Source organism: Saccharothrix hoggarensis (assembly GCF_052936025.1).
Genome location: NZ_CP193624.1, coordinates 4,562,269 through 4,582,260, shown reverse-complemented (window position 1 = coordinate 4,582,260; position 19,992 = coordinate 4,562,269). Strand labels below are relative to the sequence as shown.

Sequence of the window (19,992 nt, the reverse complement as noted above, 5' to 3'; positions counted from 1 at the left end):
CGCCGCCTAGGAGACGGCCATCATCCGTTCCAGGTGCCGCGGGTTCCGCTGCACGGCCTGGGCGACGTAGTTCTTGCGCAGCAACTCGTGCAGGTCGGGCCCGAGCTGGTTGGCGACGGGGTGGTCGCGCCAGGTCAGCGCGTGCCTGGTGCTGGGCGCGGACTTGAGCGGGATGCGCACGACCCCCGGCACGGGCGTCCGCGCCGGCGGGGCGATGTCGATCGCCGTCGTCATCCGCAGCAGGTCGTCGATCAGTTCCGTCGAGTCGACGTGGTGCACGAACCGCAACGTCACCGACTGCTCGGCGAAGATCCGCACGACGAGGTCGTACAGGTCCTCGACGGGCGCGATGAGGTCGAAGTCCCGCAGGTCGGCGATGTCGAGGACGGCGCGCTTGGCCAGCGGGTGGTGCTCGCCGAGGTAGGCCCACACCGAGTCGTGCGCGATGTCCTGGCTGTGCAGGCCGGTCAGGTCCAGCTCCAGCCGGGTCGTCACCCCGTACCAGGTCTGCCAGACCAGGAAGTCGACCTCGCCCCGGCGCAGGTCCTCCAGCCCCAGCGTGGTGGACCGGTAGTGCCGGGGTTCCCACTGCAGCAACGGTTCCAGCGCCGTGATCCGGTCCCACACCGTCGCCGGGTTGGTCCGGTAGAACCCGACCCGCAGCGGGCGGCGGAGGTCGTCGCGCCGCCGGTCGCTGGGCTGGGCCACCTCCCGCTGCGTGGTCTCCCAGATCCGGTCGATGACCGTGACCGCCTCCAGCACCGCCTTTCCCGATTCGGTCAGCGCCACGGTGGTCGTGGTGCGGTCGAGCAGCTTGTTGCGGAGCGAGCGCTCCAACCTCCGGATCCGCTGGGACACCGCCGACACGGAGACGTGAAGGCGCTTCGACGCCCTGGTGAAAGACCTTTCTTCGGCGACCACCCGAAATGTGCGCAGATCAACCCAATTCACGAATCCCCCAATTCTGTGAAGCTTGGCGCCTTCGACCATAGCACCGCCGCACGAGCGCGCGCCGCCCTTTCGGGGACCGCTCCCCGCGAGCTCGCGGGGGAGTGCGCGGGCGAGCCGGGAGAGCCTGTGACGTGTGCCACGTCGTCCCACGTAACGGCTCCGGCGGGCGGAAACCGGTGGTAGGGCGTCTGTCGGTGTCACTGCGGAACCCCGATTCGACGTCAGGTCGGGCACGGTCGCGGGCGGCGGGGCGTCCCCTGCGCGCGGCACGGCCGCCGTCCGGTGCCGAACCGCATTGTGTCGACCTCGGCGCCGAGTCGCGAACGTTTATCGGTTTGCCATTGCGGCTTGTGCCCGTCGTCCGGAAATAACCGACCGAGAACTCCTCCCGGTCGCTTTCCGCGATGGTTCGGGGTCCGATGTGTCCCGCCAGCGGGAATGCGGGAGCGTCGATCGCGGGCGTCGCGCCGCACCCGTCCCCGCGATCGGGTGTCGATCGACGCCCTCCGGGTACGAGTGGGGGTGACGAGGAGGTGCAGTAGTGCTCGAAGAGAAACTCCGCACGTCCATCGACGTCGTGGTCAGCGTGATCGAGGCGGCCGGCGCCTGCGTCATCGTGGTGGGCGCGGTGTGGGCGGTGGTCCGCTTCCTGATCGCCGGCGTCCGCGACCGCGACGCGGCGGCGTTCACGTCCGTGCGCCTGACGCTCGGCAGGTTCCTGGCCCTCGGGTTGGAGTTCCTGCTGGCCGCGGACATCCTGGAGACGGCGGTTGCGCCGACGTTCGAGGAGATCGGGAAGCTCGCGGCGATCGCGGCCATCCGGACGGCGCTGAACTACTTCCTGCGCCACGAGATCGAGCAGGAGCAGCGGGCGGTGGAGCGCGACGGCGGGGCGCGGGCGTCCGCGCGCCCGGACGGTGGCGACGGGTGACCGCCAGAACTGTCCACAATGGACTAGGGGTCACTCCGGGCGGATCGAGAACGCCCTGGGGTACTTCCGGCCCGGTGACGGCGCGGGCGAACCGGTGAACGACACCGGCGTCCCGGTCGGCAGCATGGCGCGGCCTTCGGGCAGCTCGTCGCGCGAGGCGAACCACGAGCCGCCGCGGCTGTCGGTGATGAACCCGTGCGGCTGCCCGGCGCGCCAGCCGGTCACCGTCCCGCGACGGCGGCCGCGCGGCGAGCCGACGGGAGAGGCCACCGCGCCGTTCGACCGCACGAACGGCCGTCGCAGCGGGTAGTCCTCGCGGTCGGCGGGCGCGAACAGGGTGTCGAACGCGGGCGTGACGGTGGCCGCCGCGCGCAACGGCGCCGCGGTGCGGGGCGTCCACGCGGGCGGCGGCGCGTCGGAGCCCGCCGGCAACCCGGCGTCCACGACCGGCACCAGGACGCGCACCCCGCGACCGGTGAGCCGGGCGGCCAGCGGGGTGAAGTCGGCGTCGCCGGTGACCAGCACGACCCACTGCAACGGCGCGGTGGTGGCGCGCTCCCACACCTCGAGCGCGAAGTGGACGTCGACGCCCTTCTCCTTGCCGCCGTGCAGCGGCAGGTCGTGCCGGGTGACGCCGGCGGCGGCCAGCACCGCGTCGAAGGAGGCGGCGGGGGTCTCGATGCGTCCGCGCACGTAGTGGGCCTCGTGCACCACGCAGTCGTCGAGCGCGTGGCCGGTTTCGGTGTGGACGTGCCAGCGCAGCGCGTCGTGGAAGCCGTCGAGCGCGATCCGGGCGGCGCGGGGGTGCGCGGTGGCGTAGAAATCGCTCAGGTAGGCGAACCACGTCCCGTCGTAGAACACCCCGATGCGCACGATCTCCCCCACGCGGCCGACCCTACCCGCACCGGGTCGGGGGCCTGCCGCGCGCACCGCGTCCCGGTCGTGGCGTGACGACGGGTGCCGGCGGACGACTTCCCGCGTAGGCCGCCTACGAGCACGGGAGGGGGCGATGAACTCCGACGACGGCGTGGTGACGGTCCGGCTCGTCGTGGAGCCGGACGAGGAGTCGGGGCCGGACGCCGGTGGCGATCGTCTTGCCGTCCGGGCTGAAGGCGGCGATGGCGCCCGCGTTGTGGCCGACGAGGGTGGCCACGGCCGAATCGCGGTTCCACAGCACCACGTGGTCGTCCCGGATGACGGCGGCCCTGGTCCGGGAGGCGAACACCACGTCGGTGTGGCCGGCGGCGGGGAAGGTGGCGAGACGTCGACCGTCCACCGAGGTCCTCGCAGTCGGAGGGAGCACCTCCGTGCTGGTGGTCGACGCGGTGACCGGCGCCACGCGCGGCGCGATGGTCGGCCACAGCGACAAGATCAAGCACCTCGCCTACGGCGCCGACGGCAGGACCCTCGCCACCGCCGGCTCCGACGGCACCGTGAGGTCGTGGCCGACGTGACGGAGCCGGCTCAACCGGCCGGCGGCCGGGCGGCCTCGGCATAACGGCGCGCGAGGTGCGCGAAGGCGTCCCTCAGCTCGGCCGGGCCGACGACCTCGACGTCGGCGTCGAACCGGCCGATGGCGGCGGCGAGGCCCGTCCACGACCACGAGCCCAGCACGAGCCGGCACCGGTCCGGGCCGAGTGCTTCGACGACCCCGTCCCGGGTGAAGGGGGACACGGCGGCGGCGGGCAGCGCGAGGACCACCTCGCCGCGGCACGGCCACTCACCGGAGCCGTCCGCGCCCCGGAACCTGTCCGCCACGAACGCCGCCACGTCACCGCCGGGCAGCTCGCGCGGCGTGAACCGGGGTCCGTTCGGGGTGCGCGGGCTGATGCGATCGGCCCGGAACGTGCGCCAGTCGTCGCGGTCGAGGTCCCACGCGACGAGGTACCACCGCCCGCCCCACGTGACGAGGTGGTGCGGTTCCGCCCGGCGCGGCGGTCCCGGCTCGCCACCCGACGCCGACGGGTAGTCGAAGCGCAGCACCTCACGGGCGTGCACGGCGGCGCTCAACACCGTGAGCGCCCTGCTGTCCACCGGGGCGTCCGGTCGGACCGCGGGCCGTTCGACGGCCGTCACGCGCAGCGTGTCGACGCGACGGCGCAGCCGAGCGGGCATGACCTGCCGGACGGTGGTCAGCGCCCGCGCCGCGGCTTCCCCGATGCCGGCGCCGGTGGTGGTGGCGGTCCGGAGCGCGATGGCCAGCGCGACGGCCTGGTCGTCGTCGAACAGCAGCGGCGGCAGCTCGGCGCCCGCGTCGAGCCGGTACCCGCCGTCCGGGCCTTTGACGGCCGCGACGGGGTACCCCAGCTCGCGCAGGCGGTCGACGTCACGGCGCACCGTGCGCGGGCTGACGTCCAGCCGTTCCGCCAGCAGCGCGCCCGGCCAGTCGCGGCGGGCCTGGAGCAGCGAGAGCAGCGCCAGCAGACGCGCTGAGGTCTTCGGCATGCCTCCATGATCCCCGGAGAAGAGGACACAACCTGTCCGCTTCACTGTCGAGGCTGGTCACATGCCAGTCAACGACCACCACCCGAAGGGCCGCAACGCCGTGAGCGCCGCCACCAAGACTCCCGGGACCGTCGACGCCGAGCGGGCCGCCCTGCTCGCCGCGCTCGCGACCGCGCGATCCGCCCTGACCACCACGCTGCGCGACCTCACCGACGAGCAGCTTGCCGAACGCCCGGTGGTCAGCGAGCTGTGCCTGGGCGGACTGGTCAAGCACGTCACGTCCGTCGAGGAGGCGTGGCTGCGGTTCGCGGTCCAGGGCCCGTCGGCGATGCGCTACGACCTGCCGGACGGCGTCACGTGGGCCGACCTCGCCGCCGGCACCGCTCGCGAGGCGCCGCGGTGGGCGATCGACCACCGCAACGCCTTCCGGGTGCTGCCCGGCGAGACGGCGGCCACGATCCTCGCCCGGTACGCGCAGGTCGCCGCCCGCACCGAGGAGGTCGTCGCGACCATCCCCGACCTGTCGGCGACGCACCCGCTGCCCGAGGCGCCGTGGCACGAGCCGGGCGCGGTGCACAGCGTGCGGCAGGTGCTGCTGCACGTCATCGCGGAGACCGCGCAGCACGCCGGGCACGCCGACATCCTGCGCGAGGCGCTGGACGGCCGGACGTCGAGCTGACCGGACCACCCCGAGGGGAACCGACATGACCCCCGCCATCGACGTCGACCCGCTGGGACCACCCTGATGACCGTGCTCGACACCCGCGCCCTGAACCGCGCGACGCTCGCCCGACAGCTGCTGCTCGACCGCGCCGACGTGCCGGTCCTCGACGCCGTCGCGCACCTGGGCGGCCTGCAGGCGCAGGAACCGCAGGAACCGTTCACCGGGCTCTGGTCGCGCCTGCGGGCGTTCGACCCGGCGGTCCTCTCGGACCTGCTCGTCCGGCGGCACGTGGTGCGCACGCACCTCATGCGGCGCACCGTCCACCTCGTCACGGCCGACGACGCGGTGGCGTGGCGGGCTCGGCACGACGCCATGCTGCGGCAACGGGTGCTCGGCACCTACCGCCGCGAGCTGGCCGGGGTGGACCTCGACCGGCTCGCGGCGGCGGGCCGGGAGGTGCTGGCCGACGGCGTGCCGCGCTCGATGCCCGAGCTGGCGCGGGCGGTCGCGCACCGCTGGCCCGCGGCCGGGACGCGAGCGCTGGGGGAGGTGCTGATCGCCGCCCTCATCCCCACGGCGCAGCTGCCGCCACGCGGGCTGTGGCGCACGAAGGCCGGGGTGCGCAACCTGCCGCTGGCCTCCTGGCTGGGACGCGAGGTCGACCCGCTGCCTGCGGACGGCTCCGACCCCGTGGGCCAGGCGTTGGTGCGGCGCTACCTGGCCGCGTTCGGGCCCGCCGCCACGGCCGACGTGCGCGCCTGGTCCGGTGTCGCCGGCCTGCCGGCCGCGGTGGCCGCGATGCGGGACGAGCTGGTCACGTTCCGGGACGAGCGGGGCCGCGAGTTGCTGGACCTGTCCGACGCGCCCCGGCCCGACCCGGACACCCCGGCCCCGCCCCGGTTCCTGCCCGCGTTCGACAACGCGCTCCTCGGCTACGACGACCGCACCAGGATCGTCGACGACGCCCACCGCGGCCTGTCGGTCGCCGGCGCCCGCGTCGTCCTGGTGGACGGTCGGGTCGCCGCGACGTGGCACGTGGACGCCGACGTCGTGGTCGTCACCCCGCTGCGCCGCCTGTCCCGAGGCGACCGCACCGCCGTCGCCGAGGAGGGGCAGGCGCTGGCGGCGTTCCTCTCGGACGGGGACGGCGGCGTCCGCATCGACCCGTCGTCGCCCTGACCGCCGACCGGGCGTCGCGTACGTCGATTTGCGTACGCGGGACCCGCGCGCGGGTCGATGTCCGGCGCACGGCCGCGGTCCTACGGTGGAGCACGTCGAAGGAACCGCCCGCGTGCGCGGCTTCCGACCCCCGTCCTCCCGCGGAGTGCCCGTGCGCCGAAGTCTGCTGTCCTCGTTGTCGTTGCTCGTCTCGACCCTGTACGTCTGGGTGGCCGTGGTGGCCTTCGGCGGCATCCTGGTCGAGACGATCGTCATCTACCCCAACGTCTTCCACGACCCGCCCGCGTCGCTCGCGCAGGCGGTGGCGTTCTTCGCGATCACCGGCCCGGCCGACCTGTTCCCGCCGATGGGCGCGCTGACCGTCGCGCTGGCCGTGGCCACCCTGGTGCTGCTGTGGCGGGTCCGCTCGGCGCGGTGGTGGCTGGTGGCCGGTCTGGCGTCGCTGGTCGTCGGCGAGTTCCTGTTCTCGGTGCTGTTCTTCTGGCCCCGCAACGAGATCATGTTCGACGAGGGCGCGACGGTGCACTCGGTGGAGGTGCTGCGCCGGACGGCGGTGGAGTTCGAGACCGGGCACTGGGTGCGGCTGGCCGTGAGCGGGCTGACCGCGGTGCTCGTGTTCACGGGCTACCAGCGGTTCCGGCGCGCCTCCGGCACGGCGGTGGGCGCGTGAGCCGCCGGACGGGGCTGCCCGTGCCGTGGCTCTGGGCGTTGGCCCTGCTGGGCGTGCCGCGGGTGGTGGCGCACGACCTGCGGCTCGTCGGACCCGTCGTCAACGCGGTGCTGGTGTTCGCGCCCATCGCGGTGTGGTTGGCCGTCGTGCTGTGGCGGCGGGTGCCGAACCCGTTCCTGGCGCTGCTCGTCGTCGGCGCGTGCCACGGCGTCCTGCTCGCCGTGACGCACCAACTGCTGTGGGCGCAGGCGTTCGCCGGCACCGCGCCCGACTTCGCCGGCGGGCAGGTCGTGTTGCGGATCTCCGCCGCACTCAGCAGCCTGGTCACCGGCACCGCGGTCGGTGCGGTCACGGGCGCCGTCGGGTGGGTGCTCGCCCGGCTGGTGCCCGCGTTCCGACCGCGTCGGCGAGGGGAGGAGTCCTGACCGCACCGGCGGAGTCGGGCCGGCGGGAGGTGGCGGTCGACGCCGGCCTGGCCGCGCTCGTCGCGGTCGTGGTCGGCACGGCCATCACCGCCAACGTCGGCGACACGGCCGCACCGCACCCCGCGGCCTACGCGTTCGCCCTGGTGCTCGGGGCGCTGATGGTCGTCCGGCGTCGGTGGCCGGTCGGCACGCTCGTCGCCACGACCGCCGTGCTGCTCCTCTACTACACCTCGGCGTTCCCGCCGGTCGGGTTGGCGGTGCCGGTCGGGGCGGCCCTGTACTCGGCGGCCGAGCAGGGACGGCTGCGGTGGGCCGTGGGCGCCTCGGTCGGGTTGCTGGTGCTCTCCACCGCCGTCCGCGCCCGGGAAGGCGACGACCTGGCCTACCTGCTGGGCTACGAGTTCGTCGGCTCCGCCGCGCTCATGGCGAGCGTCATCGCGCTCGGCGACGCCGTGCGCTCCCGGCGGGGTTGGCGGGCGGAGCTGGACCGCCAGGCGCGGGCGGCCGAGCTGGAACGCGAGCGCGAGGCCGCCCGGCGGGTCGAGCGGGAACGGGTGCGGGTGGCGCGGGACCTGCACGACCTGCTCGGGCACACGGTGTCGGTGATCTCGCTGCACGCCGACGTGGCCCGCGAGGCGCTGGAGGACGACCCCGACACCGCCCGGCGGTCGTTGGCGGCCGTCCGCGCGGCGTGCGGTGACGTCGTCCGCGAACTGCGGGCCACCGTGCGCGCGCTGCGGACCGCCGACGACAACGACCCCGTGCCGGGGCTCGACCGGCTGGACGACCTGGTCGCCTCCACCCGTGCCGCCGGCCTGGACGTCCGGGTGGACGTCACCGGCGCGCGCACGCCGCTGCCGGCGGTGGCCGACGCCGCCGCCTACCGGGTCGTGCAGGAGTCGCTGAGCAACGTCCTGCGGCACGCCGACGCGCGCCGGGTCGCCATCGGTTTGCGGTACACCGACGACGGGCTGCGACTGTCCATCCGGGACGATGGGCGCGGCGCGGGCGGTGAGCACGCGGCCGGCGGCTGGGGGATCATCGGCATGCGTGAACGCCTCGCCCTGCTCGGCGGCGACCTGCGCGCGTCGACCCCGCCTGACGGCGGGTTCCTGGTCGAGGCGGAGATCCCGAGGGCGGAGGCGCCGTGATCCGGGTCGTGCTGGTGGACGACCAGCCGTTGGTGCGGGAGGGCCTGCGGGCGCTGCTGGACCGGGCCGAGGACATCACCGTGGTCGGTGAGGCGGCGGACGCCGCGTCCGGCGTGGCGGTGGTGCGGCGGGAGCGACCCGACGTGGTGCTGATGGACATCCGCATGCCGGGTGGCGACGGCATCGCGGCCACGCGCCGCATCGTGGCCGACCCGGAGCTGCGGGACGTGCACGTCGTCGTGCTCACGACCTTCGACACCGACGAGCACCTGCTCGACGCCGTGCGCGCCGGAGCGGCGGGGTTCCTGCTCAAGGACACGTCACCGGACGACCTGCGCGAGGCGGTCCGGGTCGTCGCCGGGGGCGACGCCCTGCTGTCCCCGGCGGTGACCCGGCGCGTGATGCGCGCGGCGGCGGCCGGACCGGCGCCGAGGTCGGGCGACCGGCTCGCCGCCCTGACGCCGCGCGAGCGCGAGGTGCTGGCCGAGGTCGGCACGGGCCGCTCCAACGCCGAGATCGCCGACCGGCTGGTCATCAGCGCCGCCACCGCCCGCACCCACGTCGGCCGCCTGCTGGCCAAGCTGGACGCCCGCGACCGCGCCCAGCTCGTCGTCATCGCCTACGAGACGGGCCTGGTCACGGCCGGCCTCGCCTAGCCGAACCAGGCGCCTCGACCCCGGACCCTGCCTGGGGCGACTTCGCCAGCCCGCGGTAGCGGTGGGCGACCGCGCCGGGCAGCAGGTACTCGGCGAGCACGTTGCGGGTGCGGCGGGACGGCAGGCCCATGTCGTGCATCAGCTCGTCCGCGCAGTGGATGTCGTAGGGACCGAAGTCGTAGCCGCCGGAGCCGGGCAGCGCCCGCTCCTGCCACGCCAGGCGGGCGTCGACGGCCTCCTCCATCTCCCGCTCGTCCGGGCGGGCGCGCAGGGCCGCCCGGAAGTGGCGGGCCAGCCAGTGCGCGGTCAGCTCCACGCCCATGATGTTGTTGAAGACCTGCCGGAACCCGACGAACCCCAGCCGGTCCACGCCGGGCGGCACGATGTCCCGGTAGAGCCGCAACCGCCCGGCGTCGTCGTGCACCCGCACCGCCGGGTCGAGGAACGGGAAGACCTTGTGGTGGCCGGTCGCGAAGACGACGACGTCCGCCGCCACGTCCTCACCGGTCGCCAGCCGCAACCCCTGGTCGGTGTACGCCTCGACCGCGCTCACCTTGGCGGCGACCAGGCCCCGGCGGACGGCCCGGACGTAGCCGCGCGGCATCACCCCGGCGTGCGCGAGGTGGAACGGCAGCGCGCCGGCGGGGCGCAGGTGCTCCGGCAACCGGCCCAGGCCCGACGAGAACAGCATGTCGCGGGTGACCAGCCGCCACAGGACCCGCTTGACCCGCGCGTCGAGGCGGTCGACCGGGCGGACGCACGCCGGGTCGTGGTAGCGGGGGAGGAGCGACTCGCCGAGCCGCGTCATCAGGATCCACCGGTAGCCGACCAGGCCGAGCAGCAGCCGTTCGGGGACCATCCAGTTCACCTTGCGCTGCACCAGCGTGGCGGACGACGCCTCGCGTGCGGCGCGGACGACCAGGTCCAGCGCGGACTTGCCGCCGCCGACGACGACCACCCGCCGTCCGGCGAACGTCCCGGCCCGCACGTCGTTCGAGTGCACCACCGTCCCGCGGAACGACTCGCGCCCCGGCAGGTCGGGCACCCGGGCGTGGTGGTGGGCCCCGCTGGCGACGACCACGTGGTCGAACACCTCCCGGTGGACGGGCGCGGCCTCGTCGCCGGCCGGCCGCGAGTCGACCGACCAGCCGGAGGCGCCCGGCCGTCCCGGACCGTCGACCGGCCGCACGGACACCACTTCCGTCTCCGGTCGGACCCGGTCCAGCACGCCGAACGCCCTGGCGTAGTCCTCCAGGTAGCGCTGACTCTCCACCGCGCTCGCGTAGTGCATGCGGTTCGGCAGGTCCGCGAACTCGAACAGCCGGCGGGACGACTGGTTGGCCAGCCCGTCGTAGCAGCCGCCCGGCGACCAGATCCCGCCGACGCGTTCGTACTTGTCGAACACCGTGACGTCGAAGCCGTTCTCCAGCAGCACCTTCGCGGCGACGATCCCGGCGGGGCCCGCTCCGACGACACACGCTCTCATGGCCTGTCACTCCCCGCGGTGATCGGCGCGTCCGGCACGCCCATCATCCCGGTCGGGGACACCCCGGCACACCGCCTGATCAGCGAGCGCCGGGAACGCCACCCGGATGCCGGATCAGGGCGTGACGGCGGCGCGCAGCCAGTCCGGGACGTGCTCGTCGGCGCGCGGGAAGACCTCCAGCTCCCGCGCGTGCGCCCGCGGGGGCGGCGGGGTGCGGAAACGCGGCTCGTCCTGGCGGTTGTACTCGATCGCGTAGTTGTCCGGGTAGTCGAGCCAGTAGGTGGCGTGCAGCCACGTGCCGCGCTCCGGGCGGGCCATGCCGGCGCGCAGCCGGGCGAACAGGTCGCGCGCCTCGTCGGGCAGGTCCCAGCCGAACATGCCGCCGTTCGCCATGCGCAGCAGGCCACCCGCCTCGACGTGGTCGCCGAGGGCCTTGTAGTCGACCTGGAGGTGGCTCCACCCCGCCGGCAGGTCCAGCACCAGTCGCCCGGTGATCCGTTGGAGCAGCTCGTCCTGCTGGACCGGGTTGAGTGGTTCCGTCATGGCCTCAGTATCCCGCAGTCGGCTGGTCGTCGTCGGGCAGCTTGGCGCGCAGCCAGCCGGGGACGTGCTCCGGCGCGCGCGGGAAGTGCTCCAGGTCGAGCGCCCACTCGCGCGGGCTCAGGTCCGGGGACCACTTCGGGTCGAACTCGTCGTTGTAGACCACGTGGAACGCGGCCGGCGGGTCCATCGTGTACCGCAGCGAGAACCACGTGCCGCGCCCCTCCACGTACATCAGCTCGCGCAGCTCCCGCAGCGCCCGGCCGACCGACAGCGGCGGGTCCGCGGGCGGGCTGGAGTGGTCCGGCATCAGCACGGTGAGGGCCATCCAGTCCGACGTCACGGCCACCGACGCGCGCAGGTCGATCCGGAACCAGCCCTCTGGGCACGCCTCGACCAAGTCGCGGCCGATCTCCTGCAGCAGCTCCTGCTGCCGCTCACGGGGTTGGCGGTGGGAGGACGACACGGTTGTTCCTGGCGGGCTCGGGGACATTGTGGAAGCTCCTGATCTCCTGCACGGTCCTGGGCGGCGGCGGCTCGGACACCGTGAAGTGGTAGCGCACGTGCAGCTTGTCCGGCGTGTGGATGTCCGGCGTGGTGCGCTCGGCGAAGAAGTCCACGCGGTCCACGGTCGTGCCGTCGACCGCCGCGCGCCGCGCGATGTCCTCCTCCATCCGCCGCCAGGTGTCGTCCGTCGACCCGCCGTCGATCTTCATCGGGCGGTTCTCGTAGGCCCACTGTGGGATGTGGTTGATCCGCTCGCCGGGACCGCCGCCCTCGAACGCCACGATGTGGCCGCCGTCGAACTTGAACAGCTCGTGCCGGTTCCCGTAGTAGTTGAACGGCGCGTACTCGCCCGCGGTCGGGCTCTTGTAGCCCTCCGGGCCGCCGCTCGCGATCCGGCCGGTGTCGGGCTGGACGCCCTCGCCGGGCGAGCCCGGCTCGACACCGCGCCGCGGCCCCCAGAAGTCCTCGGCCCTGGTGCCGCTCGGCGGGTACACCGGGCGACCGCTCGCGGCGATCGTGTCGCCGTGCACGTCGGTCCGGTACATCTGCTGCGGCACGGCCGGGTCCATGCCGTCCACGTACCGCGGGCCGACCGCGAACGTCGTGTTCGGCGCCGGGACCGGCAGGCCCGCGTCCCACGTCTCCGCGGTGCCCAGCTCGGGGTTGAAGCCCTGCTCGCTGTTGCCCGACCAGGTGTGGACGTGCGAGACCCGGCCGTCGGCGTCGGTGTAGAAGGTGCCGTGCCAGTCGCCGTCGTCGTTGTAGACGTCGTAGCGGGCGTGCGGCTCCAGCCGGTTGTCCGGGTCGTTGCCGCGCAAGGAGAACGGGCCGTCGCCGTCCGGCGGGGGAGCCGGGTTGTAGTTCTCGTGCGGCGGCATCGTCCGGTAGGTGCCGTCGGGACCGCCGGGCGGGTTCCACTCCACGGCGGGTGGCGTGCGGGTCTGGTCGAAGTCGTCGAAGCGGTCGGCGGGGCGGTTGTCCGGCGACGACGCGTCAGGCGTGCCGTCGGGCGTCGTGTCGGGTGACGTGCCGGGTGTGGTGTCCGGCGACGTGCCGGTGTTGTCCGTGCCGTTCGTGTTGTCCGTGCCGTCGGTCCGGCCGGTGTCCGTCGTGCCGGGGCTGGTGTCCGGGCGGGACGTCCCGGCGTCGGGCAGATCCTGGCCGCGGAACGTGTGCGTGCTGATCCCGGTGTCCACCTGGTACACGACACCCGGCTCGGGCCGCGCGGTGTCCGGGTTGACCGGAACGCCCGCACTGTTGCGGGTGTTCGGCACGCTCGTGTCGACGTGCGTGACGTTCCGGTTCGCGTCCGTGTAGTACGTGCCGCGCACCGAGCCGTCCGGGTTGTGGACGACGACGCGCGAGTTCGGCTCCAGCGGCGGGCCGCCGTTGAAGTCGAGGACGCGCTGGTTCGGGTCGACCTCCACGTCCACGCGCGGCAGGTCCTGGGGCGGGTCCCACGGCACGGTCCGCTGCGGCGACGGGTCGCGGCCCTCCGGCGGGTCGGTGACCGTGTTGTCCCGCGCGGCGCGGTCGCGTGCGTCGTCCGGGTCGAGGTCGTGCTTGTCGGCGTCGTTCGTGCCCGGCACGAAGCCGTCGTCGCTCGCCTTGCCGCGGGTGCCGTCCGGGCGGTGCGTCTCCCACTCGCCGTTCGGTGGGATGCGCGGGCGGCGGTTGCCGTCGGGGTCGACCTCGGCGTCGCTGGTGTAGACGCGGCCGTTGCTGTCGGTCCAGGCCGGCTTGGTCGGCGCGAGGACGTCCGCGCCGGTGTGCCGGGAGAGGCGGTTGGCGAAGTCGTTCGAGCCCGCGTCGCAACCGATCAGGCGGATCGGCGTCTTGCCGTCCCACCCGTTGCGGCGCAACAGGTCGCCGTACTCCTCCGGGCTGTAGCTGTGGTTGCCGATGCGCGCCCGGCCGTCCGGGGTGATGTGGACGTCGGCGGTGAAATATCGAGGGTCGTGCGGGACGCGCTGCGGCAGGTCGCCCATGTCCGAGTCGCCCCGGTGGTGCGAGATGCCGGCTGGCGTCGTCTCACCGTGCCGGGCGTGGGCGTCGTCGATGTCCGGCCGGTCCGCCGTGCCGGGGCCGTCCGGGTCGCGCGGCGGCGGCGACCAGGGGTCCTGGTCGGAGCGCTGGTGCGGGACCGGGTCCTGGCGCGGGGCCGGCTCCGGCGCGTGCCGGGCAGGCGCGCTGTCCGGCGCGTGGCGCGGGGACGGCGTCTGCGCGTCCGGGTGACGCTGGGGCGGCGGGCCGTCGAAGGGCCGGTTCGGGGCGTGCGGGGACGACGGCTGGTGCGGCACGTTGGGGTGCGACGTCGGCGCCGGTCCCCGGCTCTGCGGGCCGGTGTTGGGCTGGTTGCTGTTGGGCTGGTTTGTGTGGGGCGCGTTGGTGTGCGGCTGGTTGCTGTGCGGTGCGCCGCCGGGTGCCGGGTTGCCGTGGGGCGTGCCGCTGTGTGGCGGGTTGGCGTGCGACGGACCCGTGTTGCCGGGGCCGTGGTGGGGCGGGTTCCCGTGAGGCGGACCCGCCTGCGACGGGCTCGTGTGCGAAGGCCCGCTGTGCGGCGGCGTGTTGTGCGCCGGCCCGTTGTGACCGGGACCGGCGTTGGACGGCCCGTTGTTGCCCGGCCCGTTGTGCGAAGGGCTCGTGTTGCCGGGCGCGTTGTGCGGGGGACCGCTGTGGGTCGGCCCGGTGTGGGTTGGCCCGCCGTGGGTCGGACCGCTGTGCGGCGGGCCGCTCTGTGTGGGGCCGGGGCCGCTGTGCGGGCGCGTGTTGGCGGGGCCGGTGTTGGACGGCCCGTTGTGCGAGGGACCGGTGTGCGTGGGACCGGCGTGCGGCGGGCCACCGTGGGTCGGTCCGGAGTGGACAGGGCCGTTGCCGGGGCTCGTGTGGGACGGCCCCGGACCCACGTGCGGCGAACCGCCGTGGGGCGTGCCGCTCGGCGACGGGCCGGCGTGGGAAGGACCGTGAGCACTCGGCGCGGTGTGGGACGGGCCAGTGTTGCCGGGTCCGCTGTGCGTGGGGCCGTACGAGGACGGCCGGGGACCTTCCGGACCTCGGGCCGCCGGGATGGCGGAGCCGACATCGCCCCGGCTCCCGGGCGTTCCGGTCCAGCCGCCGCCGGAGCCGGGACGTGCACCGCCACCACCGGGCGCACCACCGCCCGGCGCACCACCAGGAGCACCTCCGGGCGTGCCACCGGCGGGCATGCCGCCGGGCGGAGGCGTGCCGCCAGGGTTGGGCTGACCGCCCTGGGGACCGGTGGTCGGGCCGCCGGTCTGGGGCTGGTCGGGCCGCACGGGAGCGTCGGCCGTGGCCGCGGTCGACGCGGAGGTCTGGTCGAACCGCGCCGGAGGCGGTGCGGAGTTTCCGCCACCGCCACCAGTGCCACCGCCACCAGTGCCACCGCCACCAGTGCCACCGCCGGCGCCACCACCAGTGCCGCCGCCACCTGAACCGCCACCGCCGCCCGTACCTCCGGGCGAACCGCCACCGCCCGGACCACCGGCACCGCCACCGGCACCCGTGCCACCACCACTGATGGAGGAGCTGGGCACGTTCCCGCCGGGTGCGGGCTGTCCGGGGGGTCCGCCTCGGTGGTCACCGCCGGGGTAGTTGCCGCCGGGCGCGGGCTGTCCCGGACCGCCGCGGTAGTCGCCGGCCGGCCCGCCGCGGGGTTCGCCCATCGGACCGTTGCCGCCGGGGTTCGGTCCCCCGCGGGGCGAGTCGCCGTCAGACCCGCTGCTCGGGTCGCGCCCCGGCCTCGACGAGCCGGTCGGGGCGTCGCCCCCGCGCGGCGAGTCCGCGGTCGGCGCGGTGGTGGTGCTCGACGTGCTCGTCGTGTCGGTCGGCCGGGTCGAGGACGGTGTGTCGGAGTCGCCACCCGAAGACGAACCGGAATCCGAGCCGGAGCCGGAATCCGAACCGGAGCCGGAGGCAGAGCCGGAGTCCGAACCCGAGGACGAGTCGCCGCCGCGCGTCGAGCCGGACGGCACGTCCACGTCGGTGTTGCCCGTCTGGAGGAAGCCGCCCCGCTTGATGTTCTTGGGGTCCAGGACGTCGAGGCCGGTGGCCTTGCCCGCGAGCTTCCCGACGACCTTCATGATCTTCTCGAAGACCTCGACCAGACGCTTCAGCATCGGCGAGACCTTCTTGATGGTGTTCAGCAGGTCCTGGATGATCTTCGCGATCTTCGCGGCCCACTTGGAGATCGCCGTCACGGCCTGCGCGACGATCACCGGCGTCCCGAAGCCGAGCGTGAACGCGGCCTCCAGCACCCACGCGATGAGCTTGCCGACCAGGTCCGCGATGAGGTCGCGCACCATCTCGCGCACGAACGCGACGACCATGCCCATCAGCCCGACGACGGTGCCGACGGTCCCGGCGGCGGAGGCGGCGCCGCTCAGGGCGTCACCGTGGACCTTCGAGTTGGTGTGGTACGCCTCGGCCGCCGCGCCGGTCCACCCCTCGGTGCCGGACTTGATCGCCGCGTTGTAGTCCTCGGCGATCTTTCCCAGCTCGGTGGCCACGTTGTTCCACGTCGTGGAGTACGACTCGATCACGGGCGGGTTGCCGGCCAGCCAGTCGAGCATGTCCTTCAACGGCTGCACGTGTTCCATCAGGAACGACGCGGCGGAGGACAGCAGGGTGCCGAACGGGTCGATGGCCATCGCGGCGGCGTCGGCGGCGAGACCCACCAGGCCGAGGCCGCCCTCGATCCAGTTGCCGTCCTTGATGCCGTTGTACGTGTCCATCGCGGACTCGGCGATGGAGATGCCGGTCGCCCAACCGTTGTCGCCGGTGCCCGCGTTGATGAACCCGCCCGGCTCGGCGGGCGGCGCGGCGACCAGTGGGTTCTCGCCCGCCATCAGGCACCCGCCCCGGTGCTGGCGACGACCGACCCGTGTTCGACCGGCACAACGGACACGGCGACACCTCCCCTGACTTCGCCCTGCCTACGCAGATGATGACGCATTGGAGTCCTGCTCGGTTCCGGAACATCTCATCCGCGTGTCGGAGGACAGGCGGCGGCCCTCTCGGCGGGCGGCCGTTCGTCGTCCACGGGGCGCGGGACGATGCGGGAGACTGTGGCCGTGACCGACCGGAACGACCGCCCACGTCCACCTGTGACCAGCACGTCCATCGTCGTCCTCGCGTTGGCGCGCAGGATCGAGAACGAGCTGGGCGCGGCGCTGGCCCCGCTGGACCTGACGGTGGGCAGGCTGGGGCTCCTCGGTCACATCGCGGGTGTGCCGGGGGTGTCGTTCAGCGAGCTGGCGCGGATGTCGGGCACCACCGTGCAGTCCGTGCACGGGGCGGTGAAGGCGCTGGTCGGCGCCGGCCTGGTCCGCGACCTCAACGCCCGCCCCGGCTCGGCGTCGACGATCGAGCTCACGCCGGAGGGCACCCGTCTCCTCGACCAGGCACGGCAGGCCATCGCCGAGGTGGACGAGCGGTTGTTCGGCGAGGCGGCCGACCCGGTCCAGCAGCGGCTCGGCGCGGCCGTGCGGGCGGCGTTCCTCTCCTGATCGACCACTGACCGACCACTGATGATCGACCACTGACCTTCAAGGTGCCTGAAGCTTACGCTAAGCTTCAGGCACCTTGAAGGTTGGAGTCCTCATGAACCACTTGTTGCTGTCGATCCACGTGGTCGCCGGCATCGTGTTCGTCGGCGGTTCGGCCGTCGCCGCGAGCCTCTTCCCCCGGTACGCGCCACTGCTCACGGGTGGAGGTGAGCCGGTGCGCGCGGTCGCCGGGATGGCCGGGGACCGCCCGAACGCCGCCACCGACGTGAAGGCGTCGCGCGAACGGAGCCGCGCCGTCGCTGTCGCTCTGCACCGCGTCACGGGCGGTTATGCGTTGCTCGGCCTGGTCGTGCCGGTGGTGGGCATCGCGTTGGCGGTCGTGCAGGACCGGATGGGCGAAATCTGGATCACGTTGGCGATGGTCCTCACCGCCGCGGCCGGACTGCTGCTCGCCACGCAGATCCACCCCCGGCAGCGCGACGCGCTCGACCGTCCCGACGACGGCCGCAAGCTGCGCACGCTCGCCGCGATCACCGGCGTCTACAACCTGGTGTGGACGGCGGTCGTCGTGCTCATGATCGTCCGGCCGGGCTCGGTGGCGGCGTGAACGCGGTGAGCACCGTGACCGGGCTCCGGGTCGCCGCCGCCGTCGAGGCGCTGTCGATCACCGTGCTGCTGGCCAACCTGGCGACCGTCCACTGGGAACAGATCACCTCCGTCGCCGGCCCGCTGCACGGCATGGCCTACGTCACCGTCATCGCCCTGGCGTTCACACAGTCGTCGCCGGACGTCCGGTGGCGGGCGTTCCTGCCGGGCGTGGGCGGTGTGCTCGCCCTGCGCCGACTGCGGGCGCCGTCCACGCGGAAGAGTTGACCGGAATGGACCTCTACGGCAACCTGCCGTTCCCCGCCACCGGGCTCGCCGAGGCCGCGACGGGCTTCCCTCGCGGCATCGAGGCGCCCGCCATCGTCAACCACAGCACGCGCTCCTACCTGTACGGCCGGTCGCGGCCGACCTGGGAGCAGCTGATGGCGCGGGAACCGAGCCTGCACGACTACGACGATTCGCACGACGCGAACCCGGAGGGACGATCATGACGACGTACGGGCTGCTGGTCTTCGACGACGTCGAAGAACTCGACTTCGTGGGGCCGTGGGAGGTCTTCACCACCTCCGCGAAGCTCCGCGACGACGCGGACACGGCGCTGCTGCTCGCCGAGCGCCTGGACCCGGTCCGGTGCGCCAAGGGCCTGCGCGTCCTGCCCGACCGGACCCTGGCCGACCACCCGCCGCTGGACGTGCTGCTCATCCCCGGCGGCCGGGGCGCGCGCGTCGCGCAGCCGCGCAACCCCGTCGTCACCGGCTGGATCGCCGGGACGGCGGCGACGGCCTCGTGGGTCGTCAGCGTGTGCACCGGAGCGTTCCTGCTGCACGCCGCCGGTCCGGGCCGCGGCCGCCGGGTGGCGACCCACCGGGACTACGAGGACGCGTTGGCGGAGAAGGGTGACGTGACGGTCGTCCGCGACGCCCGGTACGTCGTGGACGGCAACGTCGTCACCAGCCAGGGCGTCTCGGCCGGCATCGACAGCGCCCTGTGGCTCGTGGGCGCCCTGCACGGCCGCGACCACGCCCGGCGGGTCCGCCGCGAGATCCAGTACGACCCCGCCCCGCCGTACCTCGCGGACGAACCGGTCTGATCGCCGCGGGAGCCGCCCGCCGGTCACCCCACCAGGATCTCCAGTTCGGCGCACGCCGGGGCGGTGTCGCCCGCGCACAGCTCGGCCGGCTTGACCACGTTCTCCGAGACCGCCAGCCGGCGGACGTTGTCGCGGGTGACCAGGTCCGCGCCCAGCAGCACCGACTTCACGTCCCGCCGGGACACGTTGTCGCGGGTGTTGCCGGTGGCCAGGTCGTCGGCGCCGCTCAGGTCGCCCTTGGCGACGGCGGCGGCCAGGCGCGCGGCGGCCTCGGCCTCGTCGCGGATCGGCTTGTAGACCGTCATGCACTGGTCGCCGCGCAGGATGGCGCGCAGGCCGTCGAGGGTGGCGTCCTGGCCCGTCACCGGCACCCGACCCGCCGCGAGGCCACGCGCCTTGAGCACGTCGATCGCCGCGCCCGCCAGGCCGTCGTTGGCGGCGACCACGCCGTCCACCCGGCCGCCGTTCGCGTCGAGCATCCGCGTGAACGCGGCCTTGCCCGCGGCGACGTCCCACTTGTCCACCGCGTGGCTCTCGACCAGCTTCAACGCGCCCCGGTCGTACAGGGGGCCGAGCTTGCGGCGCTGGCCGTCGGCGAACAGCGTGGCGTTGTTGTCCGCGGGGGAGCCCTGGAGTTCGATGATCTGCGCGCCGGGCTTGTCGCCCAGGCACTTCAGCAGTCCCTCGGCCTGCAGTTCGCCGACGTCGAGGTTGTCGAACGAGACGTAGTAGTCGGCGTGGCCGCCCATGCTGATCCGGTCGTAGTTGATGACCGGGATGCCGGCGGCCTTCGCCTTCGCCTCGACGGCCGCGCCGCCCACCGCGCTCAGCGGGGTGGTCACCAGGACGTCGACCCGCCGCCGGATCAGGTCGTCGGCGACGCTCGCGAACCTGGCCTCGTCGTTGTCGGCGTGCTCGATCACCGGCTCGACGCCCGCGAACCGCAGCGCCTGGCCGAGCTTCGGGCTGTCCTGCTCCACCCACCGGGAGGACGCCTCGTCGTCGGGCAGGATCACGCCGACCACGGGTTTGGCGGCGGCCTCGCCGGAGCCGTCGGCCGGGGTTCCGCCGTGATCACCGCACGCCGTGACGGTCAACGTGACGAGCAGGGCGGAGAGCGCTCTCCGACGACGCATGACGAACTCCCGGTCTTCTACCGCGAAAGG

22 protein-coding genes are annotated in these 19,992 nt (G+C 73.9%); 13 read left to right on the top strand and 9 right to left on the bottom strand.

Annotated features, from left to right (window positions below; genetic code table 11):
- Window positions 1–6: 6 nt before the first annotated feature.
- On the bottom strand, window positions 7–990 hold the full coding sequence (locus tag ACRAKH_RS20730; protein WP_380728527.1) for a LysR family transcriptional regulator: 984 nt from the start codon (window positions 988–990) through the stop codon (window positions 7–9).
- A gap of 502 nt (window positions 991–1,492) precedes the next feature.
- Here ACRAKH_RS20730 and ACRAKH_RS20725 point away from each other — a divergent pair.
- Entirely contained in the window at window positions 1,493–1,882 is a 390-nt protein-coding gene (locus ACRAKH_RS20725) for a DUF1622 domain-containing protein (protein ID WP_380728525.1), read from the top strand.
- 30 nt (window positions 1,883–1,912) lie between these two features.
- On the opposite strand, the gene ACRAKH_RS20720 is transcribed toward ACRAKH_RS20725, so the two are convergent.
- A complete protein-coding gene (locus ACRAKH_RS20720) occupies window positions 1,913–2,767 on the bottom strand; it encodes an NYN domain-containing protein (RefSeq protein ID WP_447009196.1) in 855 nt (284 codons plus the stop codon).
- 103 nt (window positions 2,768–2,870) lie between these two features.
- Window positions 2,871–3,158, bottom strand: a complete 288-nt coding sequence (locus ACRAKH_RS20715; RefSeq protein ID WP_380729564.1) for a hypothetical protein — start codon at window positions 3,156–3,158, stop codon at window positions 2,871–2,873.
- Between the two features lie 31 nt (window positions 3,159–3,189).
- Here ACRAKH_RS20715 and ACRAKH_RS20710 point away from each other — a divergent pair, with 31 nt between their 5' ends.
- Complete coding sequence (locus ACRAKH_RS20710) at window positions 3,190–3,336, top strand: hypothetical protein (protein WP_380729567.1); 147 nt, start codon at window positions 3,190–3,192, stop codon at window positions 3,334–3,336.
- A 10-nt stretch (window positions 3,337–3,346) separates the two neighbouring features.
- On the opposite strand, the gene ACRAKH_RS20705 is transcribed toward ACRAKH_RS20710, so the two are convergent.
- The gene (locus ACRAKH_RS20705; protein ID WP_380729569.1) at window positions 3,347–4,327 is read right to left on the bottom strand and encodes a helix-turn-helix transcriptional regulator; all 981 of its coding nucleotides are present in this window, start codon (window positions 4,325–4,327) and stop codon (window positions 3,347–3,349) included.
- A gap of 61 nt (window positions 4,328–4,388) precedes the next feature.
- Between ACRAKH_RS20705 and ACRAKH_RS20700 the strand changes: the two genes are divergently transcribed.
- The 6 genes from ACRAKH_RS20700 (at window position 4,389) to ACRAKH_RS20675 (ending at window position 9,072) form a co-directional block, all read left to right on the top strand.
- Window positions 4,389–5,006, top strand: coding sequence for a DinB family protein (locus tag ACRAKH_RS20700; RefSeq protein WP_380729571.1), 618 nt, complete (start codon window positions 4,389–4,391; stop codon window positions 5,004–5,006).
- 66 nt (window positions 5,007–5,072) lie between these two features.
- Window positions 5,073–6,170 (top strand): winged helix DNA-binding domain-containing protein, encoded by a 1,098-nt coding sequence (locus ACRAKH_RS20695; RefSeq protein ID WP_447009195.1) that lies wholly within the window; start codon window positions 5,073–5,075, stop codon window positions 6,168–6,170.
- Between the two features lie 151 nt (window positions 6,171–6,321).
- Window positions 6,322–6,840: a DUF1772 domain-containing protein gene (locus tag ACRAKH_RS20690; protein ID WP_380729575.1), complete on the top strand. Its 519-nt coding sequence runs from the start codon at window positions 6,322–6,324 to the stop codon at window positions 6,838–6,840.
- Complete coding sequence (locus tag ACRAKH_RS20685; protein WP_380729577.1) at window positions 6,837–7,265, top strand: hypothetical protein; 429 nt, start codon at window positions 6,837–6,839, stop codon at window positions 7,263–7,265. The genes ACRAKH_RS20690 and ACRAKH_RS20685 overlap by 4 nt, the downstream gene beginning before the upstream one ends.
- 29 nt (window positions 7,266–7,294) lie before the next feature.
- Window positions 7,295–8,416, top strand: a complete 1,122-nt coding sequence (locus ACRAKH_RS20680; protein ID WP_380729578.1) for an ATP-binding protein — start codon at window positions 7,295–7,297, stop codon at window positions 8,414–8,416.
- Complete coding sequence (locus ACRAKH_RS20675; protein ID WP_447009194.1) at window positions 8,413–9,072, top strand: response regulator transcription factor; 660 nt, start codon at window positions 8,413–8,415, stop codon at window positions 9,070–9,072. Before ACRAKH_RS20680 ends, ACRAKH_RS20675 begins: the two co-directional genes overlap by 4 nt.
- On the opposite strand, the gene ACRAKH_RS20670 is transcribed toward ACRAKH_RS20675, so the two are convergent.
- The 4 genes from ACRAKH_RS20670 to ACRAKH_RS20655 form a co-directional block, all read right to left on the bottom strand.
- The gene (locus ACRAKH_RS20670; protein ID WP_380729878.1) at window positions 9,053–10,558 is read right to left on the bottom strand and encodes a flavin-containing monooxygenase; all 1,506 of its coding nucleotides are present in this window, start codon (window positions 10,556–10,558) and stop codon (window positions 9,053–9,055) included. The two genes, ACRAKH_RS20675 and ACRAKH_RS20670, sit on opposite strands and share 20 nt — an antisense overlap.
- Before the next feature lie 114 nt (window positions 10,559–10,672).
- Window positions 10,673–11,101 carry a hypothetical protein gene (locus ACRAKH_RS20665; protein WP_380729880.1) on the bottom strand — a complete coding sequence of 143 codons (429 nt, stop codon included), beginning with the start codon at window positions 11,099–11,101 and terminating at the stop codon, window positions 10,673–10,675.
- A 4-nt stretch (window positions 11,102–11,105) separates the two neighbouring features.
- Complete coding sequence (locus ACRAKH_RS20660; RefSeq protein ID WP_380729882.1) at window positions 11,106–11,564, bottom strand: hypothetical protein; 459 nt, start codon at window positions 11,562–11,564, stop codon at window positions 11,106–11,108.
- Window positions 11,536–16,470 (bottom strand): WXG100-like domain-containing protein, encoded by a 4,935-nt coding sequence (locus tag ACRAKH_RS20655; protein ID WP_447009193.1) that lies wholly within the window; start codon window positions 16,468–16,470, stop codon window positions 11,536–11,538. Before ACRAKH_RS20655 ends, ACRAKH_RS20660 begins: the two co-directional genes overlap by 29 nt.
- Window positions 16,471–16,728: 258 nt before the next feature.
- Between ACRAKH_RS20655 and ACRAKH_RS20650 the strand changes: the two genes are divergently transcribed.
- From ACRAKH_RS20650 to ACRAKH_RS20630, 5 genes are all read left to right on the top strand, one after another.
- A complete protein-coding gene (locus tag ACRAKH_RS20650) occupies window positions 16,729–17,130 on the top strand; it encodes a MarR family winged helix-turn-helix transcriptional regulator (protein ID WP_380729327.1) in 402 nt (133 codons plus the stop codon).
- Window positions 17,131–17,224: 94 nt separating this feature from the next.
- Window positions 17,225–17,737 (top strand): hypothetical protein, encoded by a 513-nt coding sequence (locus ACRAKH_RS20645; protein WP_380729325.1) that lies wholly within the window; start codon window positions 17,225–17,227, stop codon window positions 17,735–17,737.
- A gap of 14 nt (window positions 17,738–17,751) precedes the next feature.
- Window positions 17,752–18,003, top strand: a complete 252-nt coding sequence (locus ACRAKH_RS20640) for a DUF3817 domain-containing protein (RefSeq protein ID WP_447009192.1) — start codon at window positions 17,752–17,754, stop codon at window positions 18,001–18,003.
- Between the two features lie 5 nt (window positions 18,004–18,008).
- The gene (locus tag ACRAKH_RS20635; protein ID WP_447009191.1) at window positions 18,009–18,227 is read left to right on the top strand and encodes a hypothetical protein; all 219 of its coding nucleotides are present in this window, start codon (window positions 18,009–18,011) and stop codon (window positions 18,225–18,227) included.
- A complete protein-coding gene (locus tag ACRAKH_RS20630; RefSeq protein WP_380729320.1) occupies window positions 18,224–18,826 on the top strand; it encodes a DJ-1/PfpI family protein in 603 nt (200 codons plus the stop codon). Before ACRAKH_RS20635 ends, ACRAKH_RS20630 begins: the two co-directional genes overlap by 4 nt.
- Window positions 18,827–18,849: 23 nt before the next feature.
- Here ACRAKH_RS20630 and ACRAKH_RS20625 read toward each other — a convergent pair whose 3' ends face one another.
- Window positions 18,850–19,962, bottom strand: coding sequence for a sugar ABC transporter substrate-binding protein (locus tag ACRAKH_RS20625; RefSeq protein ID WP_380729318.1), 1,113 nt, complete (start codon window positions 19,960–19,962; stop codon window positions 18,850–18,852).
- Window positions 19,963–19,992 lie beyond the last annotated feature (30 nt).